Source organism: Bacteroides sp. LFL-34, from assembly GCF_027257075.1.
Classification (GTDB): Bacteria; Bacteroidota; Bacteroidia; order Bacteroidales; family Bacteroidaceae; genus Bacteroides; species Bacteroides ovatus.
The window spans coordinates 38,937-61,052 of sequence record NZ_JAPQKZ010000043.1 but is presented as its reverse complement, the minus strand read 5'-3'; the positions used below and the strand labels follow the sequence as shown (position 1 = coordinate 61,052).

At 43.0% G+C, this 22,116-nt stretch carries 17 protein-coding genes and 1 pseudogene; 4 read left to right on the top strand and 14 right to left on the bottom strand.

The window, feature by feature from the left end; all coding sequences use genetic code 11:
- Positions 1 to 72 precede the first annotated feature (72 nt).
- From N5O98_RS21340 to N5O98_RS21275, 14 genes and pseudogenes are all read right to left on the bottom strand, one after another.
- Positions 73 to 264 (bottom strand): hypothetical protein, encoded by a 192-nt coding sequence (locus N5O98_RS21340; RefSeq protein WP_118161542.1) that lies wholly within the window; start codon positions 262 to 264, stop codon positions 73 to 75.
- 97 nt (positions 265 to 361) lie between these two features.
- Positions 362 to 1,654: a sensor histidine kinase gene (locus N5O98_RS21335; RefSeq protein WP_004311321.1), complete on the bottom strand. Its 1,293-nt coding sequence runs from the start codon at positions 1,652 to 1,654 to the stop codon at positions 362 to 364.
- Between the two features lie 54 nt (positions 1,655 to 1,708).
- The gene (locus N5O98_RS21330) at positions 1,709 to 3,058 is read right to left on the bottom strand and encodes a sigma-54-dependent transcriptional regulator (protein WP_004311322.1); all 1,350 of its coding nucleotides are present in this window, start codon (positions 3,056 to 3,058) and stop codon (positions 1,709 to 1,711) included.
- A 443-nt stretch (positions 3,059 to 3,501) separates the two neighbouring features.
- Positions 3,502 to 4,980, bottom strand: coding sequence for a TolC family protein (locus N5O98_RS21325; RefSeq protein WP_004300692.1), 1,479 nt, complete (start codon positions 4,978 to 4,980; stop codon positions 3,502 to 3,504).
- A gap of 129 nt (positions 4,981 to 5,109) precedes the next feature.
- Positions 5,110 to 7,719, bottom strand: a pseudogene (locus N5O98_RS21320) (ABC transporter substrate binding protein).
- Between the two features lie 84 nt (positions 7,720 to 7,803).
- A complete protein-coding gene (locus N5O98_RS21315; protein ID WP_008648747.1) occupies positions 7,804 to 9,057 on the bottom strand; it encodes an ABC transporter permease in 1,254 nt (417 codons plus the stop codon).
- Between the two features lie 29 nt (positions 9,058 to 9,086).
- Entirely contained in the window at positions 9,087 to 10,376 is a 1,290-nt protein-coding gene (locus N5O98_RS21310; RefSeq protein WP_022200179.1) for an ABC transporter permease, read from the bottom strand.
- 32 nt (positions 10,377 to 10,408) lie between these two features.
- Positions 10,409 to 11,674, bottom strand: coding sequence for an ABC transporter permease (locus tag N5O98_RS21305; RefSeq protein ID WP_118161544.1), 1,266 nt, complete (start codon positions 11,672 to 11,674; stop codon positions 10,409 to 10,411).
- 4 nt (positions 11,675 to 11,678) lie between these two features.
- Positions 11,679 to 12,956: an ABC transporter permease gene (locus N5O98_RS21300; RefSeq protein WP_022200180.1), complete on the bottom strand. Its 1,278-nt coding sequence runs from the start codon at positions 12,954 to 12,956 to the stop codon at positions 11,679 to 11,681.
- A 56-nt stretch (positions 12,957 to 13,012) separates the two neighbouring features.
- On the bottom strand, positions 13,013 to 13,639 hold the full coding sequence (locus tag N5O98_RS21295; protein ID WP_004326571.1) for a GIN domain-containing protein: 627 nt from the start codon (positions 13,637 to 13,639) through the stop codon (positions 13,013 to 13,015).
- 67 nt (positions 13,640 to 13,706) lie between these two features.
- On the bottom strand, positions 13,707 to 14,372 hold the full coding sequence (locus tag N5O98_RS21290) for an ABC transporter ATP-binding protein (RefSeq protein WP_004300704.1): 666 nt from the start codon (positions 14,370 to 14,372) through the stop codon (positions 13,707 to 13,709).
- 17 nt (positions 14,373 to 14,389) lie between these two features.
- Positions 14,390 to 15,637 carry an efflux RND transporter periplasmic adaptor subunit gene (locus N5O98_RS21285; RefSeq protein WP_022200181.1) on the bottom strand — a complete coding sequence of 416 codons (1,248 nt, stop codon included), beginning with the start codon at positions 15,635 to 15,637 and terminating at the stop codon, positions 14,390 to 14,392.
- Positions 15,638 to 15,818: 181 nt separating this feature from the next.
- Positions 15,819 to 17,195, bottom strand: coding sequence for an NAD(P)/FAD-dependent oxidoreductase (locus N5O98_RS21280; RefSeq protein ID WP_022200182.1), 1,377 nt, complete (start codon positions 17,193 to 17,195; stop codon positions 15,819 to 15,821).
- Positions 17,196 to 17,276: 81 nt separating this feature from the next.
- Entirely contained in the window at positions 17,277 to 18,182 is a 906-nt protein-coding gene (locus tag N5O98_RS21275) for a glucosaminidase domain-containing protein (RefSeq protein ID WP_004311330.1), read from the bottom strand.
- Between the two features lie 110 nt (positions 18,183 to 18,292).
- On the opposite strand from N5O98_RS21275, the gene cdd reads away from it, so the two are divergent.
- The 4 genes from cdd to N5O98_RS21255 all read left to right on the top strand — a co-directional run bounded on the left by cdd (position 18,293) and on the right by N5O98_RS21255 (position 21,760).
- Positions 18,293 to 18,775, top strand: coding sequence for a cytidine deaminase (cdd, locus tag N5O98_RS21270; RefSeq protein WP_004304232.1), 483 nt, complete (start codon positions 18,293 to 18,295; stop codon positions 18,773 to 18,775).
- A 2-nt stretch (positions 18,776 to 18,777) separates the two neighbouring features.
- Entirely contained in the window at positions 18,778 to 19,617 is an 840-nt protein-coding gene (locus N5O98_RS21265) for an AraC family transcriptional regulator (RefSeq protein ID WP_004304233.1), read from the top strand.
- Positions 19,618 to 19,705: 88 nt separating this feature from the next.
- Positions 19,706 to 20,287 (top strand): DUF417 family protein, encoded by a 582-nt coding sequence (locus N5O98_RS21260; RefSeq protein ID WP_004304234.1) that lies wholly within the window; start codon positions 19,706 to 19,708, stop codon positions 20,285 to 20,287.
- A 99-nt stretch (positions 20,288 to 20,386) separates the two neighbouring features.
- On the top strand, positions 20,387 to 21,760 hold the full coding sequence (locus tag N5O98_RS21255) for an FAD-dependent oxidoreductase (RefSeq protein ID WP_008644648.1): 1,374 nt from the start codon (positions 20,387 to 20,389) through the stop codon (positions 21,758 to 21,760).
- Positions 21,761 to 22,116 lie beyond the last annotated feature (356 nt).

Below are 22,116 nucleotides of genomic sequence, written 5' to 3'. Positions count from 1 at the left end.
CAGTGAATAAAATTAAAGCGGTAAAAAGACAGATGTACAATAGGGCAGGAATTAAACTACTGAGAGCGAAGATTATTTATTCACAATAGAAGAAGTACCACCAAATTTGACGAAGAACCCTTTTAAGCGTACAGATGCATAAGGCAAAGGTTCTTTGGTCAGAGAATCAGTCACCACCCCTTGTACCACATACTGCGCACTGAGCGGAATACTGATAGCCAATAAAAGAAAGAGCGTCAATGTGCCTTTTTTCATTAATCTCATACCTTAAATCCTATTGAATTGAGCGGGGCAAAGGTAGGAGTGATTTCAAGACAAAAAAAGGTCTATTTGACGGAAGAAATGTTCTTATTTGACACAATTAGGGGAAAGTAATACGGAATCGGGTCAGTCCGTCGGCATAGGTTCGCAAAGAGAATGTGCACCCATGACGCATCAGTACTTCGCGAATAAAGATGAGTCCGATTCCCTGACCGTTCGGTTTGGTAGAGAAGAAAGGACTGAACAGTTTAGCTTCTGTTTCTTTGCTGATTCCCTGACCGTTATCTATCACTTCAACAGTGGCCGGAGCGAGGGTGCGGACTATTATTTCCCCATCGGCTTCAATGCTTTCCGCTGCATTTTTGATGATATTTACGAGTACTTGCTCAAACAAAGCGGCATCCAGCATCACATCTTTCAGACTTTCGTCTATTTCCATGCGGAGTGTAATGCGACGGTCATTACACATTCCTTCCATAAACCGCTTGCAGGTGAAAACCAAATCATTCAGATTGACAGAAGAGAGTGTCGGTTCGGGGATTTTCACCACATCGGCAAAACGGGTGATGAAACGACTCATCGAGAAACAACGGTCGGTACATACACGCATCACGTCGCAGATGTCTTCCATTCCTTCTTCGCTGGAAAGGGCTTGTTCTACCGTATCCAGTGTGGAAGTAATGCCGGCAGTCGTGTTGTTCACTTCGTGGGCAATCATGCGAATCACTTTCTCGTATGCTTTCTTTTCCGCTTTCATCACTTCGTCGGTGAGAGTTTCTACCAAGTAGAAAGGATGCTGAAATCCACGATCAATGAAAGAAGAATGAGTACACCGGTAGATATTCGAGTCGTTCAGACGGACGGTTACCTTCTCTCCTTTCGGGAGGTTAGCCAATTCCACCGCTAACGGAGAATCGATCTCTTTCATCTTCTTGCCTTGTACGTCTTCCAAACGAACACCCAGCATTTTCAAAGCCATCGGATTCAATTCCGAAAGGTCTTCATCAAGGGAAGTTATAATCACTCCCATCGGAGAAGCTTTAATCAGCAAATCAAGAAAATTATTCTGTTCACGCAGGCGGAGACGTTCATTCTTGAGCTGTTCCATCATGCGGTTGAAGATATTCACCACACGATCGGCCTCATATTGACCTACAGGGCTAAGACGGCTACTGAAATCCTGCTCACGCAACAGTTCCATACCGCTTCCGATTGTATTCAACGGCTTCACGATCTTACGATAGAAAAAGGTCATATAAATGAGGATGAAAAGTATCAGCCCCTCCCCTATGTAGAAAAAGATTGTATTCAGTTGACTGGAAAGGAACAGCAATACACTACCTAATGCCAGCAGCAGAAAGACTAGTATGTAAAAGAATCCTTTTATACGCACGTTATCTGTGGTTAACGGTTAATCTTAATATTATTAGGCACGTACCTAAATCTATCACATTGTTATATTATATTTTTCGAGACGGCGGTAGAGTGCTGCACGGCTGATACCCAATGCCGTAGCTACCTGACTCAAATTTCCTTTGTAACGGTCCAACGCCTGGAGAATGGTCTGGCGTTCTATTTCATCCAAAGTCATACCAGCCAGAGCTGCGCCTTCGGTCACTCTTGCGTCATCGTGGCGAATATACTGCGCATCAAAGTCGGAAGCATCAAGCAGCGGTTTACCACTTACCAGAATGGTACGTTCCACCAAGTTCTTCAATTCACGAATATTCCCCGGATAGGGCAAACGGCTCAAGAATTGCAGGGCATCGGCAGAGAACTCCGTACTAGGCAATCCGTTGGTTACCGCCTGACGGTCGGCAAAATGACGTGCCAGCAAGGGAATATCTTCACGACGTTCGCGCAAGGCCGGCAGTTTCACTGTTATCAGATTGATACGATAGAAGAGGTCTTCACGAAAAGTACGTTCGCCCACCATTTTGCGTAAATCGGCATTGGTGGCTGATACTACCCGGATATCCGTCTTGCGCGGACGGCTGTCGCCGAGCACTTCAAATGTCTGATCCTGCAATACACGCAGTAACTTCACCTGGCACGAAGGATCGAGATCACCTATTTCATCCAGGAAAATCGTCCCTTTGTTTGCCATTTCGAAACGTCCGATACGGTCTGCGGAAGCATCGGTAAAAGCTCCTTTCTTGTGCCCGAACATTTCACTTTCGAACAGGCTTTGAGAGATACCTCCAAGATTCACTTTCACAAAGGGATGTTTGGCACGCTGACTGTTGATATGAATGGCCTCGGCTATCAATTCCTTACCTGTTCCGCTTTCCCCTGTAATGAGGACAGAGGCATTGGTCTTTGCTATGCGGGCAATCGTATTCAACACATCCATCAATCCCTGGCTACGCCCGATGATGTGGCTGCGGTCGAAAGAATCGCTCTGTTCCTGCGTTGGTTCCTGTGGAGTGCCCGAAAGTTGGAGTGCCGTTTCAATGCGTTGCAACAAGGCGGCATTATTCCAGGGCTTCGTTATGAAATCAAAAGCTCCTGCCTGCATTCCTTGCACGGCAAGTTGGATACTTCCCCAAGCGGTCATCAATATCACCGGTGTTTCGGGACGGAATATTTTTACTTGTTTGAGTAGGGTCAAACCCTCCTCACCCGTTGTAGAAAGAGTGAAGTTCATATCCATCAGGATTAAATCCGGAGCTACGGAACGTACTACTTCCATAGCTTCCCGTGGACCGGGAACGGTCTGTGCTTCATATCCTGCCCGCTTCAACATGAAGCTAAGCGAAGAACGCACTGCGCTGTCGTCATCAATTATCAGAATCATAGTTATATTTGAGTTTTACCCAGTCAATTAACAACTTTTTCTCACACTCCAAAGGTACTAATAAATAGTTTGCTACCAAATGATTGATATATAAATCACGGAATGCACGCCTCAATAATACAAGTTACGTAATAAAGCTGTTTTCTTATTATTGTATTTAAGATTTTTCACTGCACTAAATAAAGATTTTCAGTACAGTAATTTATAATTGTTTATGCAGTCGAGTAATTATCCAGTTACAATGGGACAAAAGTCACCTTATAGAGTGATAAATATCATCTTATAAGATGACTATTGTCACTCTATAAAATGACCACCTGTCTCCGAAAGGATTAAAACTCTTAAGATACGAAATTAATTCGTAAAAAGCAAGAACGGAATAGAAAATAATACTATTTACTGCAAGTTCCTCCATAAGATTCAAAAGCTTTTTCCTACCCTTTCTATTGCCGGATGATTTCATCAAAATCAGCTTCAAGTTCGGTATTGGTACGAAAATCCCATAACGTCAGACTGCGAATCTGATAATAGTAATACCAATAATAATAGAGTTCGGAAATATGTTTCTGTCTTGCCTCATCTTTAGAGTTCTGCGCATCATTCAGGTCTAAGGTATTAATTTTGCCTATCAGGAAAGTTTCAATACTGGTCTTATAACGTTGCTGTGCAATTGCATCGGCTTCCTTCGCTATGTCCAACTGCTGCGCCTGATTATTGAAATGCTCCACCAACAGAAAAATGTCCTGATTGAAGTTGATCTGTTCCTGACGAATTTTTGAAAGCACTACATCCCGGTTGCTCTTGGCTACCCGGACTTTCCCACGGCGTTTTCCCCAATCGAGAATCGGAATCTTAACGCCTACCTGAACAATCTGATTATCCTGCAGGTTCCTGTAAACGGCCGGAAAATTCCGGTTCTCACCCGTATATCCTACGCTTGCAAACAAATCGACACTACGCAAATTTCCGCGTGCGGTAGCTACCTCATAGTCGGCTTCCAACTGGCGGCGACGGATATTCTGTGCAAAAGAATTACGTTCCAATGCTTTATTTAACACCTGATTGTACTCCATCCTCGGGCCATCCACAGCTTCGGGAAGAACCGGGTTTAGTACTTCATCCTCTCCTACTCCCAAAAAGGCACGGAGCTGGAACATCTTGGCATTGAGATCACTCTCTGCCTCCGTCAATGCAGCTTTCGCATTTAAAGCGGAGAGTTTCAACTGCAAGAGTTCATTCTCGGAAATTTGCCCCATTTTGCGTTTGGCAAGGGCTACTTCATAAAGGTGGTCGGCGTTTGTCTGGTTCTGTTTCGCCGTGCCAAGATTTTCTTTTGCCAACAAAAGATTAAAGTAATAAGTGATGGCACGCATCGTCACTTCTTCGGTAGCAGTGATAAAGGCTGCTTTCGCTTCGGCATAACGAACCGGTTCGATGCGTCTGTTCCACTTTATATTATTGACTCCAAAGATGGGTTGTGTAAGTTGTAATGTGACAGGAACCGACATAAAATGCCGGTCTCCTCCGGCTCCCAATTGCTTGATATAGTCGAGAGAGGAAGTCAGCGAGAGTTTACCACCAGTAAGCCAGATGTTTTGATCGATAGAAAGATCACCGGTAAGCCCCAATGTGTTATTACGGACGAAACCGTAAGAACCGTCCGAATTTTGATAGGAACTATATGATTTGTTATAATTGGGCAGGGTTCCGGTCAAGTTGACTTCCGGCAGAAGATCAGCACGAAAGGTACGAAATTCCCAATAGGCCGTTTTCAATTCATTCAAGGCAACAGCAGCGTCAACAGATTGAATACGCGCCATAGCAATAGCTTCATTCAAGGTTATTTCCCTTTCCTTCTGTGCCGACAATGCCAACGGCAGGCAAACGGCAGCAAGAGCAAACAATATACTTTTCTTTTTCATTATACACAGTATTTTCCACTATGAGAGAATCAAACGATGTGCCAAAAAAGTAAAGTTTTTATTATCAACAGATTAGAAAATAAGAAAAGTGTCCATTTTCGGACACTATGCCCAAAAGTGAACGTTCGATTATTCGCAGTAGTTAGGAAGGCGCACAGTGAAACGAGTGCCTTTACCTACTTCGGAGGTGACGGAGATGGTACCATTCAGACGTTCGATGATGGTCTGACAAATACTTAATCCCAAACCTGCTCCTTGGGTGAAATTATCGACTTTATAGAATCGTTCGAATATATGACGGATACCTTCTTCAGAAATACCGACTCCGGTATCCTCCACAAAGATGCGGGTGTAGCCGGGAACCTCATCATCTTCATAGCCGAAAGTAATGAAACCGCTGCTCGTAAATTTAGCAGCGTTATTTATCAGATTATTCACGACTTGCTGCAAGCGTACATTATCTGTCGTGAGATATTTCTTATCACTTTCGGGCATACGCAACACCAGTTCTACTCCCGGTGGCATATTCAAGCGTTGAGAATCATGGACGGTCTTTAATAACAGCGGCAGGTTATGCTCGGCGAACATAAATTCCATGGTTCCCGATTCGATACGTGACAAATCAAGAATATCATTAATCAAAGCCAGTAACAGGCCGCAATTCTTATTAATGGTTCCGATAAACTAGGCAATCTCTTCGCTTGTAAAACCACTCGTATCGCTTAGCAAATCGGAGAAACCTACAATCGCATTCAACGGAGTCCGAATCTCGTGACTCATGTTGGCAAGGAACGCCGATTTCAGTTTGTCAGCCTGGAGGGCTTTATCACGAGCCTCTCTCATCTCCTGCTCGGCAGTCTTATATCGCTGGATACTCTGGCAAACACCTAATATATTGTACAATGAATCTTGTGTCAATCCCGTGATTACGGAAGAACGATATTCCCACCATTCATACTCTCCGTTGACATTCCGCTGACGGAAATTCAGACGGGTATTAGAATCTTCTCCTGTCAATGCTCTATTAAATAACGGACTTATTTCCTTCAAATCATCAGGATAGATAGTGCGATCCATTTCATCACGGGAGATGGTAGTAACCGATTCATCGTATCCAAGACGTTTCAAGAAACCTTGCGGGAAAATGAAACAGTTGGTTTCCATATCAAACTGCCACGGATAGATGGAGCTTTCGTCTACTGCCATATCAAAGAAACGCTTCTGCATTTCTTCATTCGAAATATTCCGTGCGGAAAGTGCCATACCGGTAATCGTATCCTTTGAACGGATCGGGACTATTTCCCCCGACACCGGGAAGTATTTATCACTATGCACTTCTTTCATGAAAGCTCCCTGGGGTATCTTCACACTTTCTCCTTTAGCAGCTACCTGCTTCAGCATAGAATGAAGAATATCCTGACCGTTATAATATATCTTGAAGATGCTGCCTGCCATCATTCCTTCATAAAAACGGCCCCCTGACTCATACGGCAAATGCAGCATTTGTAATAAGGAGCGGTTTGTGAAATGAATGTGCAAATCGGTATCATACGTTATCACACCATCACGGATGGAATGAAATACATTATCAAACTCATTACGCTGTTCCACAAGTTTATTCTGCACGAGCAGACGGGTCTGTGCCTGAATCCGTCGTTTGGACTCACGCCGGTTGGCACGCATCAACCACACGATAGAAGCTATCAGCAACGCCAGGATAGACGGATAGAGCAGTATAAAAAGGTATTTATATTTTTCCCAATACGGTTCGTTGACGATGGTTCCGCTAGAGGATACTTTATCAGGGTCAATATGAAAATAATCCAACTGTTTATAGTCATAGATGAATCCCTGCGTGATTTCTGTCACTCCTATTTCTTGGGGAGATGTACCTTTTAAGACTAAAGCAGCCCTTTGAGCTGCCGATAATGCTGAAGCATAACTATCGGAATCGTATGCACAGAATACGCCATTAGTTAACCCCACATTCTGACTCGAAAATACGGGAGCTTTTGAGTTTTTGCCAACGAATGAAAGGAAAGGCGACCATTTAGGAGCAACCACCAGACGTTCGTAGCTGTTACGAGGGTAACAAATAGCAGCAATGATGTGACTCGTTGTATGATTTTGGGTATTATAGACTTTCATTCTATAATCCGGATTGTCTTTTTGAAAGATTTTCCACTCTTCTTCAAAATCTTCAAGGCCTTTGTTACTCAAAAAGCTGTTATCTATCACACATACCACTTCTTTCCGCTGGGGAAATATCTTTTGCGCCTGACGCAATATGACATCAAAATCCGGATTGGCAGTGAACCCGCAAACATTGGGATGAGTAGCAATCAGCTCCATATCAGGATACTTAATGCCGAAAAACACGACCGGTATCTGCAAAGGCAACGAATCTCCACAGGCAAAAAGAGTATAGAAAGCTTCATCACTTGCTGTTATAATCAAATCGGTCTGCCTGTCACGAGCACGCTGACAAAAACGACGCATAATTACTTTCTCGGAGTTGAATGCCCAAAAATCGGCATCAAGATACTCCGTTGTTATATTCACCTTCAGGCCACTTTCTTTAAATCCTTTGACCAACCCCTGATTAAGGTCGCTATGCCAAGGAGTCTGTGAGGTGTATGACTGTATAAACAGGATATTGTATGTACGTTCCGCTGCTGCCGCCTGAATAAGAACAGCAAAAAACAGAACGATAAGCAAACAATAGTAGCGTCGATTCATATAATTAAAGCCTGCGGTGTTTTCAATATTATGCCGACAAAGATACGTTAATTATATTGAAAACAAACAGATAGCCCAAGTTTTTTATTCTTCGCGCAACGCCTCGGCAGGGTGTATGCGAATTACCTGACGAGCAGGAAACCAAATGCCAACGAGAATCATTAAAGACATCAGGAAATAGGTTATGACAAATGTAATAAGAAAACGCACTACTCCCCACTCCATATACCCTTCAGTCAACTCCAGATGGCCGATATTATAACAGATGACGGCGGCAGGCAAAGCAGCCAGAGTCAACAATAGCAATCCTTCTTTATTTAAACGTTGCCAAAGCTGCATCCGGCTGGCCCCGACTGCTATACGAAGCGCAGACTCGGCACGACGGTGCTGCGTACGGAACCAGAAGGTGCCGACAATGCCCAATAGGATATTAAGCAATAAGAATCCCATCATCCAGAAACGTACCTGTACCTGATTATAGCTCTCTTGCTGGAAATCATTCCGTATATCTTCATAATCATGCACTTTCAAGATGAATAAGTTGCCGACACTCAACTGGTTGACAGACAATTTCATCAAATGTTCCGCAAAGTCTTTAGAAGTCCCCGGCTTCACACGCAGACAAACTTCTACACTTGAAGGATAAAGTTCATCGTCAAGTTCGACCATTATCTTTTCAGGAAGTTCAATGGCTACATACCGATCACTGTAGTTAGGCCAAAAGTCATTGTAACGCACCTTCTTCGAAACTCCCCCTATCTTGTACACTTTCGTAGAATCATCCACATCGACCATTTCTTTACCCAACAGCGTACGATCGCCTTTATAATCTTTGGGCAAGAAATTTTCACCAACAACGACATTGCCATTCCTTAAAGCTTGCACCAACGGCTGATAACCACTCCCATCAGCACTTTGATAACGAAAGACCTGAAAAAAGTCAGGGGTTACCGAACGCCGTAGCGGATTACTAACTAATGTATCGATACGTAACATACTACCGGAGTTACTCCCGATATAGGGACGCGCATTATTGGATATTGAAACGGCCTCCACTTCCGGCAATCTCCGGAGACGATTAGTCAACTCGATAATATCTTGTCCTAAAGATGTACTCTTTTGCTCTTTCGAAAGATAGGAATTACTCTTGTCGTTTTTCAGGCTTAGTTCCAAATAATACGTATCGGTAATATCAAATCCTACCGGTTCGTAATAAGTACGCGCTGTCACATACGTCCAGTCGACCACATACCACAGGACCACAAAAACAATTAATAGTTCTGACCACAACCACCCGTTTGACCGGCGCTCGTTCCATATTTGTTTTAATAGTTGCATTTTCTTTAGAATTTAGATGAGTTGAAGAATTATCTTTCGTTGATGGCATCCACAATATTGGTGCGAGTTACTCTCCATGCCGGAATGGCGGCACTTAATAAATTGAGTAGGAAGCAAGCCAGAAATGCCAGCAGGAATACGGTAGGATCGAACAGTAAGTCTACACACATGGTCCGCAAATCTTCCCCCCCATTGGATACAAAGTCTACGGAGAAAAGCATTCCTCCCAAAAGGAAAGCGGCGACATAACTTAATACCAGTCCGAGAATTCCTCCGAACAGGGAATAAAGCATATTTTCAGATAGTACCTGCATCATAAGCTCCCGTCTGGGGGCACCAAAGGCTTTTCGCACTCCTATTTCGGAGATACGCTTACGCATGCGTGACAAAGTAAGTCCGGACAAGTTGACGGCAGGAACAATCAACAAGACAAGTAATGTCAGTATGTATTGCCGTACTGCTTCTTTCACAGCAGGAGGATTGTTGGCGGAATAGCGTTGCGCGGCTACGAAATAAGTATCAGGCTGTCCGCGATAGAGTAAATCGAAATTGGGATGCCCTGCCATAAAGATAGCCCGCAAGCGGTCTGCCTCCTGACGAATAGCCGGAAAATCGTCTTTCGATTTAGCCAGTATATAGACGGCAGTCATACCCATGATATTGTCATCGCCCCAAGTGGCTGTGAAGGCACTTGTTGAACTCAAAGGAATCCAAACTTGCGCATAGGCGTATTTCGCCAGTTTAGAGACCGGACGTACCACTCCGCAAACAATATAAGCCGAATGATTCAGAAGGAATGTCTTTCCAACCACTTCTGACGTTCCGAACAAACGGCGAGCCATATCTTCGGAAATCACAGCTTTTGCTGCTCCGGCATCAAAATCGGCATTATCATACGGTTTACCGGATAGAAACTCAAATTCAAATATTTTCCAGAAAGCATCGTCTGTTTGCAACACACTACAACTTTCCATCTCACCTGCCGGTTTAGCAGCCAGCATTGTTTCCTGCCAGATATTGGTTATGGAAACTGCTTCGGGAATTGTCATTGCTTTGAAACAAGCCTTTGCCGTATTGTATCCGATAGGGCCATTGCTTTGCCAATTCACGTTGGACTTACTTTGAAGTCCGGCAAACCGGAAAATAAGCATCCGGTCACGATGGGTTTCCGGTGCAAAGGGAGCAATAGTCGCACGTAAAGTAATCACAATTACCATTATCATAGCAATAGCCAAAGCTGTACCAATAATAGAAATAGAAGAAAGCAGTTTATTTTCTCCCAACAGATGGAATGCTTGTTTAAAATAGAGTTTTATCATGATCGTTACCAGTATAAAGTTCAGTATATTTCTTACTCGTCTCTTAGTGCTTCGGCCGGTTGCACTTTCATTGATTGCAGAGCCGGATACAACACGCCAAGAATAATCATTATCGCCATCAAGAGATATGTCAGTAAAATGGCTATCAGGAAACGGGGTACTGTAAATGCCATTTGTGATATATCCACCAGTTCAGTATATCCAATATTGAATGCAATCAATACGGCAGGAAGAGCCGACATGCTTAACAGTAACAAACCTTCCGTAATCAAACGATAGAATATGTTTTTCCGGTTAGCTCCCATTGCCATGCGTAAAGCAACTTCTCCCCGGCGTTGCTGGGTACGGAACCAGAAAGTGCCGATCACTCCCAGAAAGATATTCAACAACAGGAAAAAGAGAATACAGAACTGGGTACGTAATTCATTATCATTGTCTATCTCACTGGCTGTCCGGACTTTGCTTAATGGAGTGACATCAAGTATATAAACATTCCCTACCTGATAGATACGGTCGGCATCATTCATAAGACGTTCCACAAAGCCATCGTCTACACCTTCGCGGACACGCAGACTTAATTCGAGATAGGCTACGTTTTCGACTGTTTCCATTTGTTCGTCAGAAAGGTAAGTGCCGATATAGGTTCCGGTAAAAGGTTTTCCGGCAATGTTATAATGATCGTAGCGAACGGGCTCTGTTAAAGCTGCAATACGAAAGTTGGTATCACTCATGCGAACTTCTTTACCCAAAAGGTCTTTTCCGTGGAAAGTAGCATCCGGATAATAGTCTGCAACATCGACAGGAACGATTATTGTATTTTTCTCCAGAGCTTTCACCAGACTTTCATGACCGGAACCATCGATATTCCGGAAACGAAACACCTTATAATATTCAGGAGTCGTCCAACGATCCATCGTACTTATCCAAACCGTGTCGTTATCCGGAAAACGGAAACTCGCTCCACTGCACCCTTCATTGTATGGAATACTGTTTTGAGAGATACAGACAGATTCAACTTCCGGATGACGGGACAAACGTCCGGCTATTTCCCTTAAAGCAGTCATATCATCCTTAACAGTCAGCTCCGGATTGAAATCGGTAGATTTATCGGTAAGACGGTTCATACGTAATACATACGTATTTTCTATATTAAAGCCCATTGGCTGATAATAGATATGCAAAGTGACATAAACCAAATCAACGATATACCACAATACGACAAACACCAACAATAGCTCAATCCATAGAAAAGCATTGCTCCGGCGCTCATTATATATTTGTTTCAATAACTGTTTCATCGTTTCATCTTTGGTTTATTGCATCTACAATGTTCATTCTCGACACTCTCCAAGCCGGAATTCCGGCACTCAATAGATTTAATAACAGGCAGAAACAGAATGCAACGAGAAACGTCAACGGACTGAACAGCATATCAGTGGAAAGAGAAGTTTCCCCGGCAAGACCTGCATTCTCACTGTTATCAAAAAGGAATGAGTTTAACAGGAAAGTAGCTGAATAGCTCAATATCAGTCCCAGTACTCCCGCAAGCAGTGTCAATATCAGATTCTCCCAGAATACCTGTCGGAACAATTCGTTGGCAGTAGCACCGAATGCTTTCCGGACACCGATTTCCGTCATACGCTTCCGCATGCGGGATAAAGTCATACTACTTAGGTTGATAGCTGGAACCAAGAGGAGAATCACAATGATAAGAATGAATCGCCTGACAATGTGTTTCATATCCAAGTCTGTCCCCCAATGGCGGTAAAGGTAGGCAAATTGAGTATCCGGCTGACCACGATAAATCAATTCCATATCCTTCAGCTTACTATTGTAGACCTGACGATATTTTTCGACTTCAGCACGAATAGCCGGAAAATCGTCGGACGAACGTGCAAGGATGACCGCCCGCATAGGTCCCATCAGATTTTCTCTCCACGAGAAAGAAGCCAAATCTGTTGATGTATAGGGAATCCAGACCTGTGCATAAGAAGCTGTCGCCAACTTTGATACGTCTTTCACTACTCCTGTAATGGTATAATCCGCTTTATTTAATTGGATGGTACGCCCTACCACGTCAGTTGTACCGAACAGGTGGCGTGCCACACTGGCAGAAACCACTGCCTTGGACAGCCCACTCTCAAAATCGGCTTTCGTATATGGTTTGCCACACAAGAATTCAAAGCAAAAGACTTGCCAGAACGCTTCATCCGTTTCCATTTCATCTACACTCATCCTGCCTCCTCCGGGAAGAGAAGCACGCATCTTATTATTAACGGAAGTAATGGTAACCGCTTCAGGTATTGTCAACGTCTTAAAGCATTCACGGGCAGTCGTGACGGACATCTGGCTGCTGGCAGCATTATTGTGTTGCTCTTTATGCCGGGACGTCATTGCCTTGACATACAATGATCGTGAACGGTTAACTTCCGGCACGCAGTCTTTTATCCGTATCTGCAATGTCAGCACGATCACCATTATCATGCAAATAGCCAAAGCTGTACCTACCATACAGACAATACTAATAAGCCGGTTCTCTTTCAACTGGTAAAGAGCTTGCTTTATGTATTGCTTCCACATCTTCTTATTCTTTTTTTGATTTGATTCTACAGGAGTTCACAGAAGAATGTTCTACATTAGAAATTCCAACCTTTCTTTGTTACGTCTTTACACTTCAGGTTTTTGGAGTTGATTTTACCAACGCCATCCCGCTTAAAGAAAGCTGCATCCGCTTTACCGGATACAGTGATATTTCCTACTCCATCCACTTTAGCTTTGATAGTGCTGCAATCAACATTCAACTTCATATTGCCTACTCCGTCAACATCTAGTTTCAACTCATCGCAATATAGACTTTTCACGTTACAGTTGCCTACTCCATCAAGTTCGAAAGCTATATTTTTAAGTTTTAGTTCTTCTTTTGCATCGAAGTTCCCTACTCCATCAATTTTCACTTTACTCAAATCGGGAGCAGTAATATAGCAAATAAGGTTCTTGATATTCCTCGCATTCCTATCTTTATACGAGATAACCAAAGTTCCGTTTTTCACTGTCACCCTTGTTTTTTCTACAAATTCAGAAGGACCTTCCAAACGGCAGGAGCATCCTGCCGATTGAGTAAAAATAATATTCCCGACAGATTGCAGGTTTATGGCAGAAAACTCGTCTACATTATAATCTTTACTCACATTTTGTGCCGATAGCGAACAGAAAGCAACACTTAACAGGACAGCTATCGCAACGATGAAAATATTCTTTGTCATGATGATTTTTAATTTAGAGATACATTAATCAATTTTTCCATTTAGTTCTAATCGTAAGAGGCCGTTTCTATTGTACCTGGCGTCCATCGAAGAAACGAATAGTGCGCGAAGTCTGCTTCGCCTGTTCTTCATTATGGGTAACCATCACGATAGTACGTCCGTCTTCCTTATTCAACCGATGAAGCAGTTCCATTACTTCAGCTCCCATCTTTGAATCCAGGTTACCGGTCGGCTCATCGGCAAGGATTATTTCGGGATTACCAATAATCGCACGGGCAATAGCTACACGTTGGCACTGCCCACCGGAAAGTTGTGTAGGAAAATGTCTCATACGATGGCTTAATCCTACTTTTTCCAATACCTCTTGTGCCAACCGTTTTCGTTCACTACCAGCCATACGTCGATAAAGCAAGGGGAGTTCTACATTATCCATCACATTCAACGAATTAATCAAATGAAAAGACTGAAATACAAAACCGAGCGTTTTATTACGAAAAACCGCCAGTTCCTTGTCTTTCATTCCTTCGGTACGTATTCCGTTGATTTCCACCATTCCCATTGTAGGTGCATCAAGCAATCCCATTATGTTCAGCAGGGTGGATTTTCCGCATCCGGAAGGTCCCATTATACTTAGAAATTCTCCACGTTCTACCGTCAGATTCACATTCTCCAATGCTACCGTCTCAATCTCGTCCGTACGATAAATCTTAGAAAGAGAGTTCAATGTTATCATAACTTCTAGTATTTAGTTTATTTAATTTTCAACTTATTCTTGTTCTTATAAGCACTCATATCGCTTACTACTACTTTATCACCCAGCTGCAATCCGCTCAACACTTCTACATATTCAAAATTAGAATCACCTAACTGTATTTTACGTTTTACCAGTTCATTATCAGAGTTGCAGACAAAAAGTTCATATTCACCGCGTCCCACATAGAAAGAGCCATTGGCTACGCGCATTACATCTTCTTTCACAGCATTCATCACATAAACATCTGTCTTTAGTCCGGAACGTAAGCGGCGGTGATTATCTTCTTTCAACTGAACGGTAAATGATATCACACCATTCTTGGATAGTGGTGTAACACTGCTAACTGTACCTTCCAGTTTGTCACTCCCTATCTTAACAATTGCTTTTCCTCCGGCTGCTACACGGTCACCGTACGTATCCGCAATCTCACCTTCCACTTTAAAATGGCTCAAATCAGAAATGATAGCCACCTGTCCGCCTTCGGAAATCTGTGCACCGATCTGGTTATTAATATAGGTAAGAATAGCTTTACGCGGGGAACGGATTTGTGCATCATCCAACGTACGTTTCTTTTCAGAAAGGCTCTTGCGGAAGATATTAAAATCAAGCTCCTGAACTTTCAATTCGGCAGCAGCTACTTCCTTCTCATTTTTATATTGTTGCTGAAGTTGTTCGTACTCTAATTGAGCCACATTATAGCTCAATTCAGCCTGGCGTACCTTATCCGTTGTTCCTGCACCGAGACTGTCCAGATAGTGTTCATTTCTCAACTCCACTTTCATACGACTCAATTTCATTGCCGAAACTTTAATCTGCATTGCCATATCGGAAAGTTTCGTCTGATTATTGACGCGAAGCTGATCAAGCTTATACTGGCGCATTTGTTCCTCGTCCAGTAACTTCTTATATTCAATTTCCGTACTCTGAAGGTCCAGTTTCAGAATCGGAGTACCTACGTCTACGCTATCTCCCCCTTTTTTATAGACTTCAATAATACGACTGTTGATCGGAGAATTGATAATTTCTTCAAAAGCAGGGACAACCTTACCGGAAGCACTGACACTTACCTCAATCACCCCTTTATCGACTGTGGAAAAGACAAGATCCTTTGCCTCCACTCCTGCCCTTAATACAGATATAAGTACACCGATGACAATAATACTTGCCACTCCAATGGATGAATAACGAATTATCTTCTTATTACGTTCTTTTTGACGTACCTCTTTAGGAATTTCTCTGTCCATATCCGATCATTTACTATTTTATGATGTATCAATTCGGTACTTTATATACCAAATCTGTGCCAAAATCGTAAATGGTTGATAAATAGAAGATAACAAAAAACAAAGGGTGTCCGATATCGGACACCCTGTACGAATTTACCGTTCAGAATAGCATCTATCATCCTGTCGACAGGAAGCCTGTCTACTTGGATGATGATGTAATTGAGGGGTTCTTTTCCTCTTGTACCAGTTCTTTCCCCCAATGGGTAGTTTCCTCCACCTTTTCACGATCACGAATCTCTTTTGCTTTACGGGCATAGACAATCATACGCATAGACTGATCGTAAGTGAAATAATTCCATACCCAATTCAAGAGTACAATAACCTTATTGCGTACTCCAAGGATAGAACGCAGATGAACAACGAGCCACATCACCCAGGCAAACCATCCCTGCATCTTTACTTTACTAAACTCTGCTACGGCACGATTGCGCCCGACAGTCGCCATCGAACCTAAATTGCGGTAATGGAAAGGTTTCATTTCCTGTCCTTTCTCCATACGAATCAGATTCTTTGCCAATAGTTCTCCTTGCTGGATCGCCACTTGTGCCAGTTGAGGATGCCCGTTCGGGTAATTTTCATCAGCTAACTGAATACATTGGTCGCCAATAGCAAACACATTATTCATCCCTTCTACACGGTTAAATGAATCGACTTTAATACGTCCTCCACGCCCAATCAGAGAGGCATCCAGATTTCCGATAGTCACACCGGTGACACCACTCACCCAGATAAAAGTACGCGTGGCAATCTCTGTACCATCTTCGAGTACTACTTTATGGTCACGATAATCCACAACGCGTTTATTCAACAGGATATTTACTCCCATTTCACGGAGAAACTGTTCAGCATGTGCAGATGATTCTTCCGACATTCCGGCAAGCAATCGCGGCCCGGCTTCAATCAAATAGATGTGCATCAGACTGCTGGACATATCAGGATAATCATTCGGCAAGACAAATTTCTTCATCTCGGAAAGTATTCCGGCTACTTCTATCCCGGTAGCTCCACCTCCCACAATTACAATATTCAATAACTCTTGTTGTTCCTGCTTCGTTGAACAGGTCAGCGCTCGTTCCAGATTAGCCAGAAGAGCGTTTCGCAATCCCATCGCTTCTGACACATTTTTCATCGGCATGGCTTCCTCTTCGATATGTTTATTACCGAAATAGTTGGTTGTAGTACCTGCTGCTAACACCAGATAGTCATATTCTGCTTTTCCGATGGAAGTCTGTATCATATTCTTTTCCGGGAAAATGGCACGTACTTCCGCCATACGGAAAAAGAAATCTTTCCGATGCTGGAATATTTTACGGAAGGGGAAGGATATGGAAGTTGGCTCCATACCAGCCGAAGCCACCTGATAAATCAAAGGAGGAAACTGATGATAGTTGTTTTTATCTATCAATACGACTTGAAAGCCTGACTTTTTCAGCTTGTTAGCCAGTTTCAAGCCACCGAAACCACCGCCTACTATGACGACACGTTTCTTATTACTTTTTGCAATGTTTAGACTCATATTCTAATCATGTTTTATCAAGATAATAACACATGAATGAGTCATTAAGTTTCCGAAATTCGAAACTTTTGAGAGAAGTCTCTACCGCAGACGCAATCTATCTCCGATTTCCGGAACATACTCACCATCCTTACGATTCATCTTATACAGATTTTTGAGGCGGATACCATATTTTTGAGAGATGCCATGCATGGAATCTCCATCTTTCACAACATATACAGTATAAGGTTTGGAAGCCTTTTTCTTCTTGCTCTTCAGGTAGATGATATCTCCTTCCATCAAGGTATAATCACGCTGCAAGTCGTTGTACTTCACAAGTTTCCTCCAACTAATATCGAATTCCTTGCCTAAATCTTTAAAGGTATCACCGTTGCGGGCTACCACATAAGCAATATCATTAGCGATATACACCTGATGCGGGCTCATCAACCAAGGATTCTTTTTCAGTTTCCGTTCCGAATATACCCCCTTACGGTCGTATTTATACAAGTCATAATCTTCGATAATTGTAATCAGACGATTAGCATAAGAAGGATCGGTAGCATAGCCTGCTTTTTTCAGTCCACGCGCCCAGCCTTTATAATCGGTGATGTCCAGTTTAAAAAGAAAAGCGTAACGGGCACCTCTTCTAAGGAAGTCGGAATGATCTTCGTAAGAGTCACGCGGATGCTTATAAGCACGGAAACATTCGTTACGGGCATCATCATCATGACGAACCGTACGTCCCCGCCAACTGCCACCACACTTAATACCAAAGTGGTTATTACTCTTTCGTGCCAACTGGCTGTATCCGGCACCGCTTTCCAGCAATCCTTGTGCCAATGTAATACTCGCCGGAATCTTATGAAGCTTCATCTGTTCAACAGCCAAATCACTATACTTATTTATATACTCGACGTAACGGGCATTCCGTTTCTGTGCCTGCACTCCTACGGCAAAGAAAAAAACAACGGTTAAAAAGATAAGTCTATGCAGTTTATTCTCCATTTTTATTCAGATGTGAATTAGATGGCACAAAAATCTGAAAAATAATTGGGATTATCAATCTCTTTCCTAACTTTGTAACATTAATTGTAGAAACCAATACCCTGACGTATATGAAAGACCTCACAATTACCGCTATTATTAAAGTATATCAATATGATGAGTTGAATGAGGGCGATCGGTCACTTATAAAGACTGCCATGGAGGCAACAGCTCGTAGTTATTCTCCGTACTCCCATTTCTCCGTAGGTGCCGCTGCGCTATTGGGCAACGGGACAGTAGTGACAGGAACCAATCAGGAAAATGCGGCCTATCCGTCGGGGCTTTGTGCAGAACGTACTACCCTATTCTATGCCAACTCCCAATATCCCGACCAACCGGTTGTCACTCTTGCCATTGCGGCACGAACGGAAAAGGACTTCATCGACCATCCGATTCCTCCCTGCGGTGCTTGCCGGCAAGTGATTCTGGAAACGGAAAAGCGTTACAAACAACCCATCCGCATCCTATTATATGGCAAAGAATGTATCTACGAAGTAAAAAGTATAGGCGATCTACTGCCGTTATCATTTGACGCATCAGCAATGGAGGATTAATTATGTTACAACAATATCACACGAAACTAAAAGGAACACTCGCACTTACAGACTCTTATCTGACAGAAAAAGCACTGCAAAAAGAAAAAGGGCTTTATAAATTTATATGGGTACGCAACGGAAGCATCACAGTAGAAATCGACCATCAGGAAATGATACTTACCCAAGATGAAGTGATTTCACTCACTCATCTGCAACACCTCGAATTTAAATCGATTGATGGTGAATACCTGACTTTGTTGTTCAACAGCAATTTCTATTGTATCTATGGCAACGACCATGAAGTGTCATGCAGCGGTTTCCTGTTCAACGGTTCTTCTCACCTGATCCGTTTTACCCTGAATGAAAAAGAACGTAAAGAACTCGACACCATTACCGAAGCACTGGAAAACGAGTTTACCGTTTCCGACAGCCTGCAGGAGGAGATGCTACGCATCCTGCTAAAACGTTTCATTATCCAATGTACCCGAATTGCACGTCACCGCATGAATATCACCCGTGAAAAAGAATCCGGTTTTGAGATTGTCCGCCAATACTATAACTTGGTCGACGAGCATTACCGGACGAAGAAACAGGTGCAGGACTATGCCGATATGTTGCATAAATCTCCCAAAACACTATCGAACATCTTTTCTACCTGCAAACTGCCTTCGCCGCTTCGGGTTATCCACGAACGGGTGGAAGCGGAAGCTAAACGTCTCCTGCTTTACAGCAACAAAAGCGCCAAAGAGATTGCCGATATTCTGGGATTTGAAGACCAGGCTTCTTTCAGCCGTTTCTTCAAAAATATGACTGGACAGAGCGCCGTGCAATTCAGAAACACACAGGAAGGGAAAAATTGACAAGGCATACGGAAGTATTGCTATTTTGGGGGTAGTGGAAATGGACGACCTTTGCAACATAAGATAAACCCATTAAAACCCCAACAAAATGAAAGAGAAATTGATCGCTTTACTGACCTTCACTTCAAGTCTGAAAAGTTTTGGTATGAAATTTATCCGCGTTGCCATTCTGGTAGTATTTGTATGGATAGGCGGATTGAAGTATTTCCATTATGAAGCCGACGGGATTGTTCCGTTTGTAGCCAACAGTCCTTTTATGAGTTTCTTCTATGCTAAAGGTGCACCCGAATACAAAGAACATAAAAATGCGGAAGGTGCTTTTGTCCCGGAAAATCGTGCATGGCACGAAGCAAACCGCACTTATACTTTCTCTTACGGACTGGGAGCTCTTATTATGGGGATCGGCATACTGGTATTCTTGGGAATTTTTTTCCCAAAAGTGGGATTGGCAGGCGACACCCTCGCCATTATCATGACGCTCGGCACACTTTCTTTTCTTGTCACCACCCCGGAAGTCTGGGTTCCCGACTTGGGAAGCGGAGAATTCGGTTTCCCATTACTATCCGGTGCAGGGCGGTTGGTGATTAAAGACATTGTGATCCTGGCCAGTGCCGTAGTGTTATTATCCGACTCGTCACAACGCGTACTCAAAACACTTAAAAAAGACTAAGACAACCACTAAAGAGGATTCTGACTTCTTGCCATTGCGGAACAAATCGTATTTTCAGACTGTTATATAGTCTCATACAAATCATTAATACAAGAAGTTATGAAACAATATGATGCAATTATTATAGGATTCGGCAAGGCAGGGAAAACCCTGGCTGCCGAACTTTCCAACCGCGGATGGCAAGTGGCCATCGTAGAACGTTCCAACATGATGTATGGAGGAAGCTGTCCGAATGTAGCCTGTATCCCAACAAAGACGCTGGTGCATGAAGCCGAGGTTTCCGCTTTGCTTTACCACGATGATTTTCCGAAGCAGGCGAATATGTACAAACAGGCCATCGGCCGAAAGAACCGCCTCACTTCCTTTCTTAGGAATGATAATTACGAAAGACTAAGCAAACGTCCTAATGTGACTATCTATACTGGAACGGGGTCTTTCATATCCGCCGATACCATAAAAGTGGAACTTCCCGAAGGAGAAATCGAACTGAAAGGAAAAGAGATATTTATCAACACGGGGTCTACTCCCATTATCCCTGCAATAGATGGTATTCAGCAAAGTCAGCACGTATATACCAGTAGTGCGCTTTTGGACTTAAGTGTACTTCCTCATCACCTGATTATCATAGGTGGAGGATATATCGGACTGGAGTTCGCTTCTATGTATGCCGGTTTCGGCAGTAAAGTGACGATACTCGAAGGAGGAAACAAATTTATGCCTCGCGAAGATCGGGATATTGCAAACAGCGTCAAAGAAGTGATGGAGAAGAAAGGTATTGAAATCCATCTGAACGCTCGTGCACAGTCTATCCATGACACGAATGACGGAGTGACACTGACTTACTCGGACATATCCGACGGTACTCCTTATTATGTAGATGGAGATGCCATTCTTATCGCAACGGGACGTAAACCGATGATTGAAGGATTGAATCTGCAAGCAGCGGGTGTAGGAGTTGATGCTCACGGAGCTATCATCGTAAACGATCAGTTACGCACTACTGTTCCTCATATATGGGCAATGGGAGATGTGAAAGGCGGATCGCAATTTACTTATGTCTCGCTAGATGATTTCCGGATTATCCGTGACCAGCTCTTCGGTGACAAGAAACGTGATATCGGAGACCGTGATCCTGTGCAATATGCAGTGTTTATTGATCCGCCATTGGCACATATCGGAATCAGTGAAGAAGAAGCTCTGAAAAGAGGATATTCATTTAAGGTTTCCCGGTTGCCGGCTTCCTCTATCGTTCGTACCCGCACATTAAGGCAGACTGATGGTATGCTAAAAGCTATCATCAATAATCATAACGGGAAGATTATGGGCTGTACTCTATTCTGTGCCGATGCTTCAGAAATCATCAATATCGTAGCTATGGCGATAAAAACAGGGCAAACCTCTACATTCTTGCGCGATTTTATCTTCACGCATCCCAGTATGAGTGAGGGATTAAATCAACTGTTTGATGTATAAGAATAAGAAAGAATATAACTCACTTCTAAAACAGAGCCTCTGAATAGGGTAAACAGAGGCTCTATTTGGAGTAATCGGAGGCTCTGAATGAGGTAAACGGAGCCTCTAAATAAATGAAACTCATTCTTTTTCAGTCTTAATAGAGTGAAACCTAATAGAAAGTGTTATCTTTGCAACCAAGTTAAACTATATACCTACCGCAATGAGAATTAGTAAGTAAGACAACACTTCTAAGTAAACATCACTTTTCTTATATGCTTTTTCTATTTCGTTAAGCATCACGAAATCCGTGTTGTTTAGCCAGTATTGTGTTTGTCGTTCCCCCCTATCCTGTGATTTTCCCTCACTCTATTTTC

What these genes read in the sequence shown, in the direction of transcription:
- N5O98_RS21340 (WP_118161542.1), bottom strand. Translation starts at nt 264, where the DNA reads ATGAGATTAATGAAAAAAGGCACATTGACGCTCTTTCTTTTATTGGCT.
- N5O98_RS21330 (WP_004311322.1), bottom strand. Translation starts at nt 3,058, where the DNA reads ATGATTCTGATAATTGATGACGACAGCGCAGTGCGTTCTTCGCTTAGC.
- N5O98_RS21325 (WP_004300692.1), bottom strand. Translation starts at nt 4,980, where the DNA reads ATGAAAAAGAAAAGTATATTGTTTGCTCTTGCTGCCGTTTGCCTGCCG.
- N5O98_RS21315 (WP_008648747.1), bottom strand. Translation starts at nt 9,057, where the DNA reads ATGCAACTATTAAAACAAATATGGAACGAGCGCCGGTCAAACGGGTGG.
- N5O98_RS21310 (WP_022200179.1), bottom strand. Translation starts at nt 10,376, where the DNA reads ATGATAAAACTCTATTTTAAACAAGCATTCCATCTGTTGGGAGAAAAT.
- N5O98_RS21305 (WP_118161544.1), bottom strand. Translation starts at nt 11,674, where the DNA reads ATGAAACAGTTATTGAAACAAATATATAATGAGCGCCGGAGCAATGCT.
- N5O98_RS21300 (WP_022200180.1), bottom strand. Translation starts at nt 12,956, where the DNA reads ATGTGGAAGCAATACATAAAGCAAGCTCTTTACCAGTTGAAAGAGAAC.
- N5O98_RS21295 (WP_004326571.1), bottom strand. Translation starts at nt 13,639, where the DNA reads ATGACAAAGAATATTTTCATCGTTGCGATAGCTGTCCTGTTAAGTGTT.
- N5O98_RS21290 (WP_004300704.1), bottom strand. Translation starts at nt 14,372, where the DNA reads ATGATAACATTGAACTCTCTTTCTAAGATTTATCGTACGGACGAGATT.
- N5O98_RS21285 (WP_022200181.1), bottom strand. Translation starts at nt 15,637, where the DNA reads ATGGACAGAGAAATTCCTAAAGAGGTACGTCAAAAAGAACGTAATAAG.
- N5O98_RS21280 (WP_022200182.1), bottom strand. Translation starts at nt 17,195, where the DNA reads ATGAGTCTAAACATTGCAAAAAGTAATAAGAAACGTGTCGTCATAGTA.
- N5O98_RS21275 (WP_004311330.1), bottom strand. Translation starts at nt 18,182, where the DNA reads ATGGAGAATAAACTGCATAGACTTATCTTTTTAACCGTTGTTTTTTTC.
- cdd (WP_004304232.1), top strand. Translation starts at nt 18,293, where the DNA reads ATGAAAGACCTCACAATTACCGCTATTATTAAAGTATATCAATATGAT.
- N5O98_RS21265 (WP_004304233.1), top strand. Translation starts at nt 18,778, where the DNA reads ATGTTACAACAATATCACACGAAACTAAAAGGAACACTCGCACTTACA.
- N5O98_RS21260 (WP_004304234.1), top strand. Translation starts at nt 19,706, where the DNA reads ATGAAAGAGAAATTGATCGCTTTACTGACCTTCACTTCAAGTCTGAAA.
- N5O98_RS21255 (WP_008644648.1), top strand. Translation starts at nt 20,387, where the DNA reads ATGAAACAATATGATGCAATTATTATAGGATTCGGCAAGGCAGGGAAA.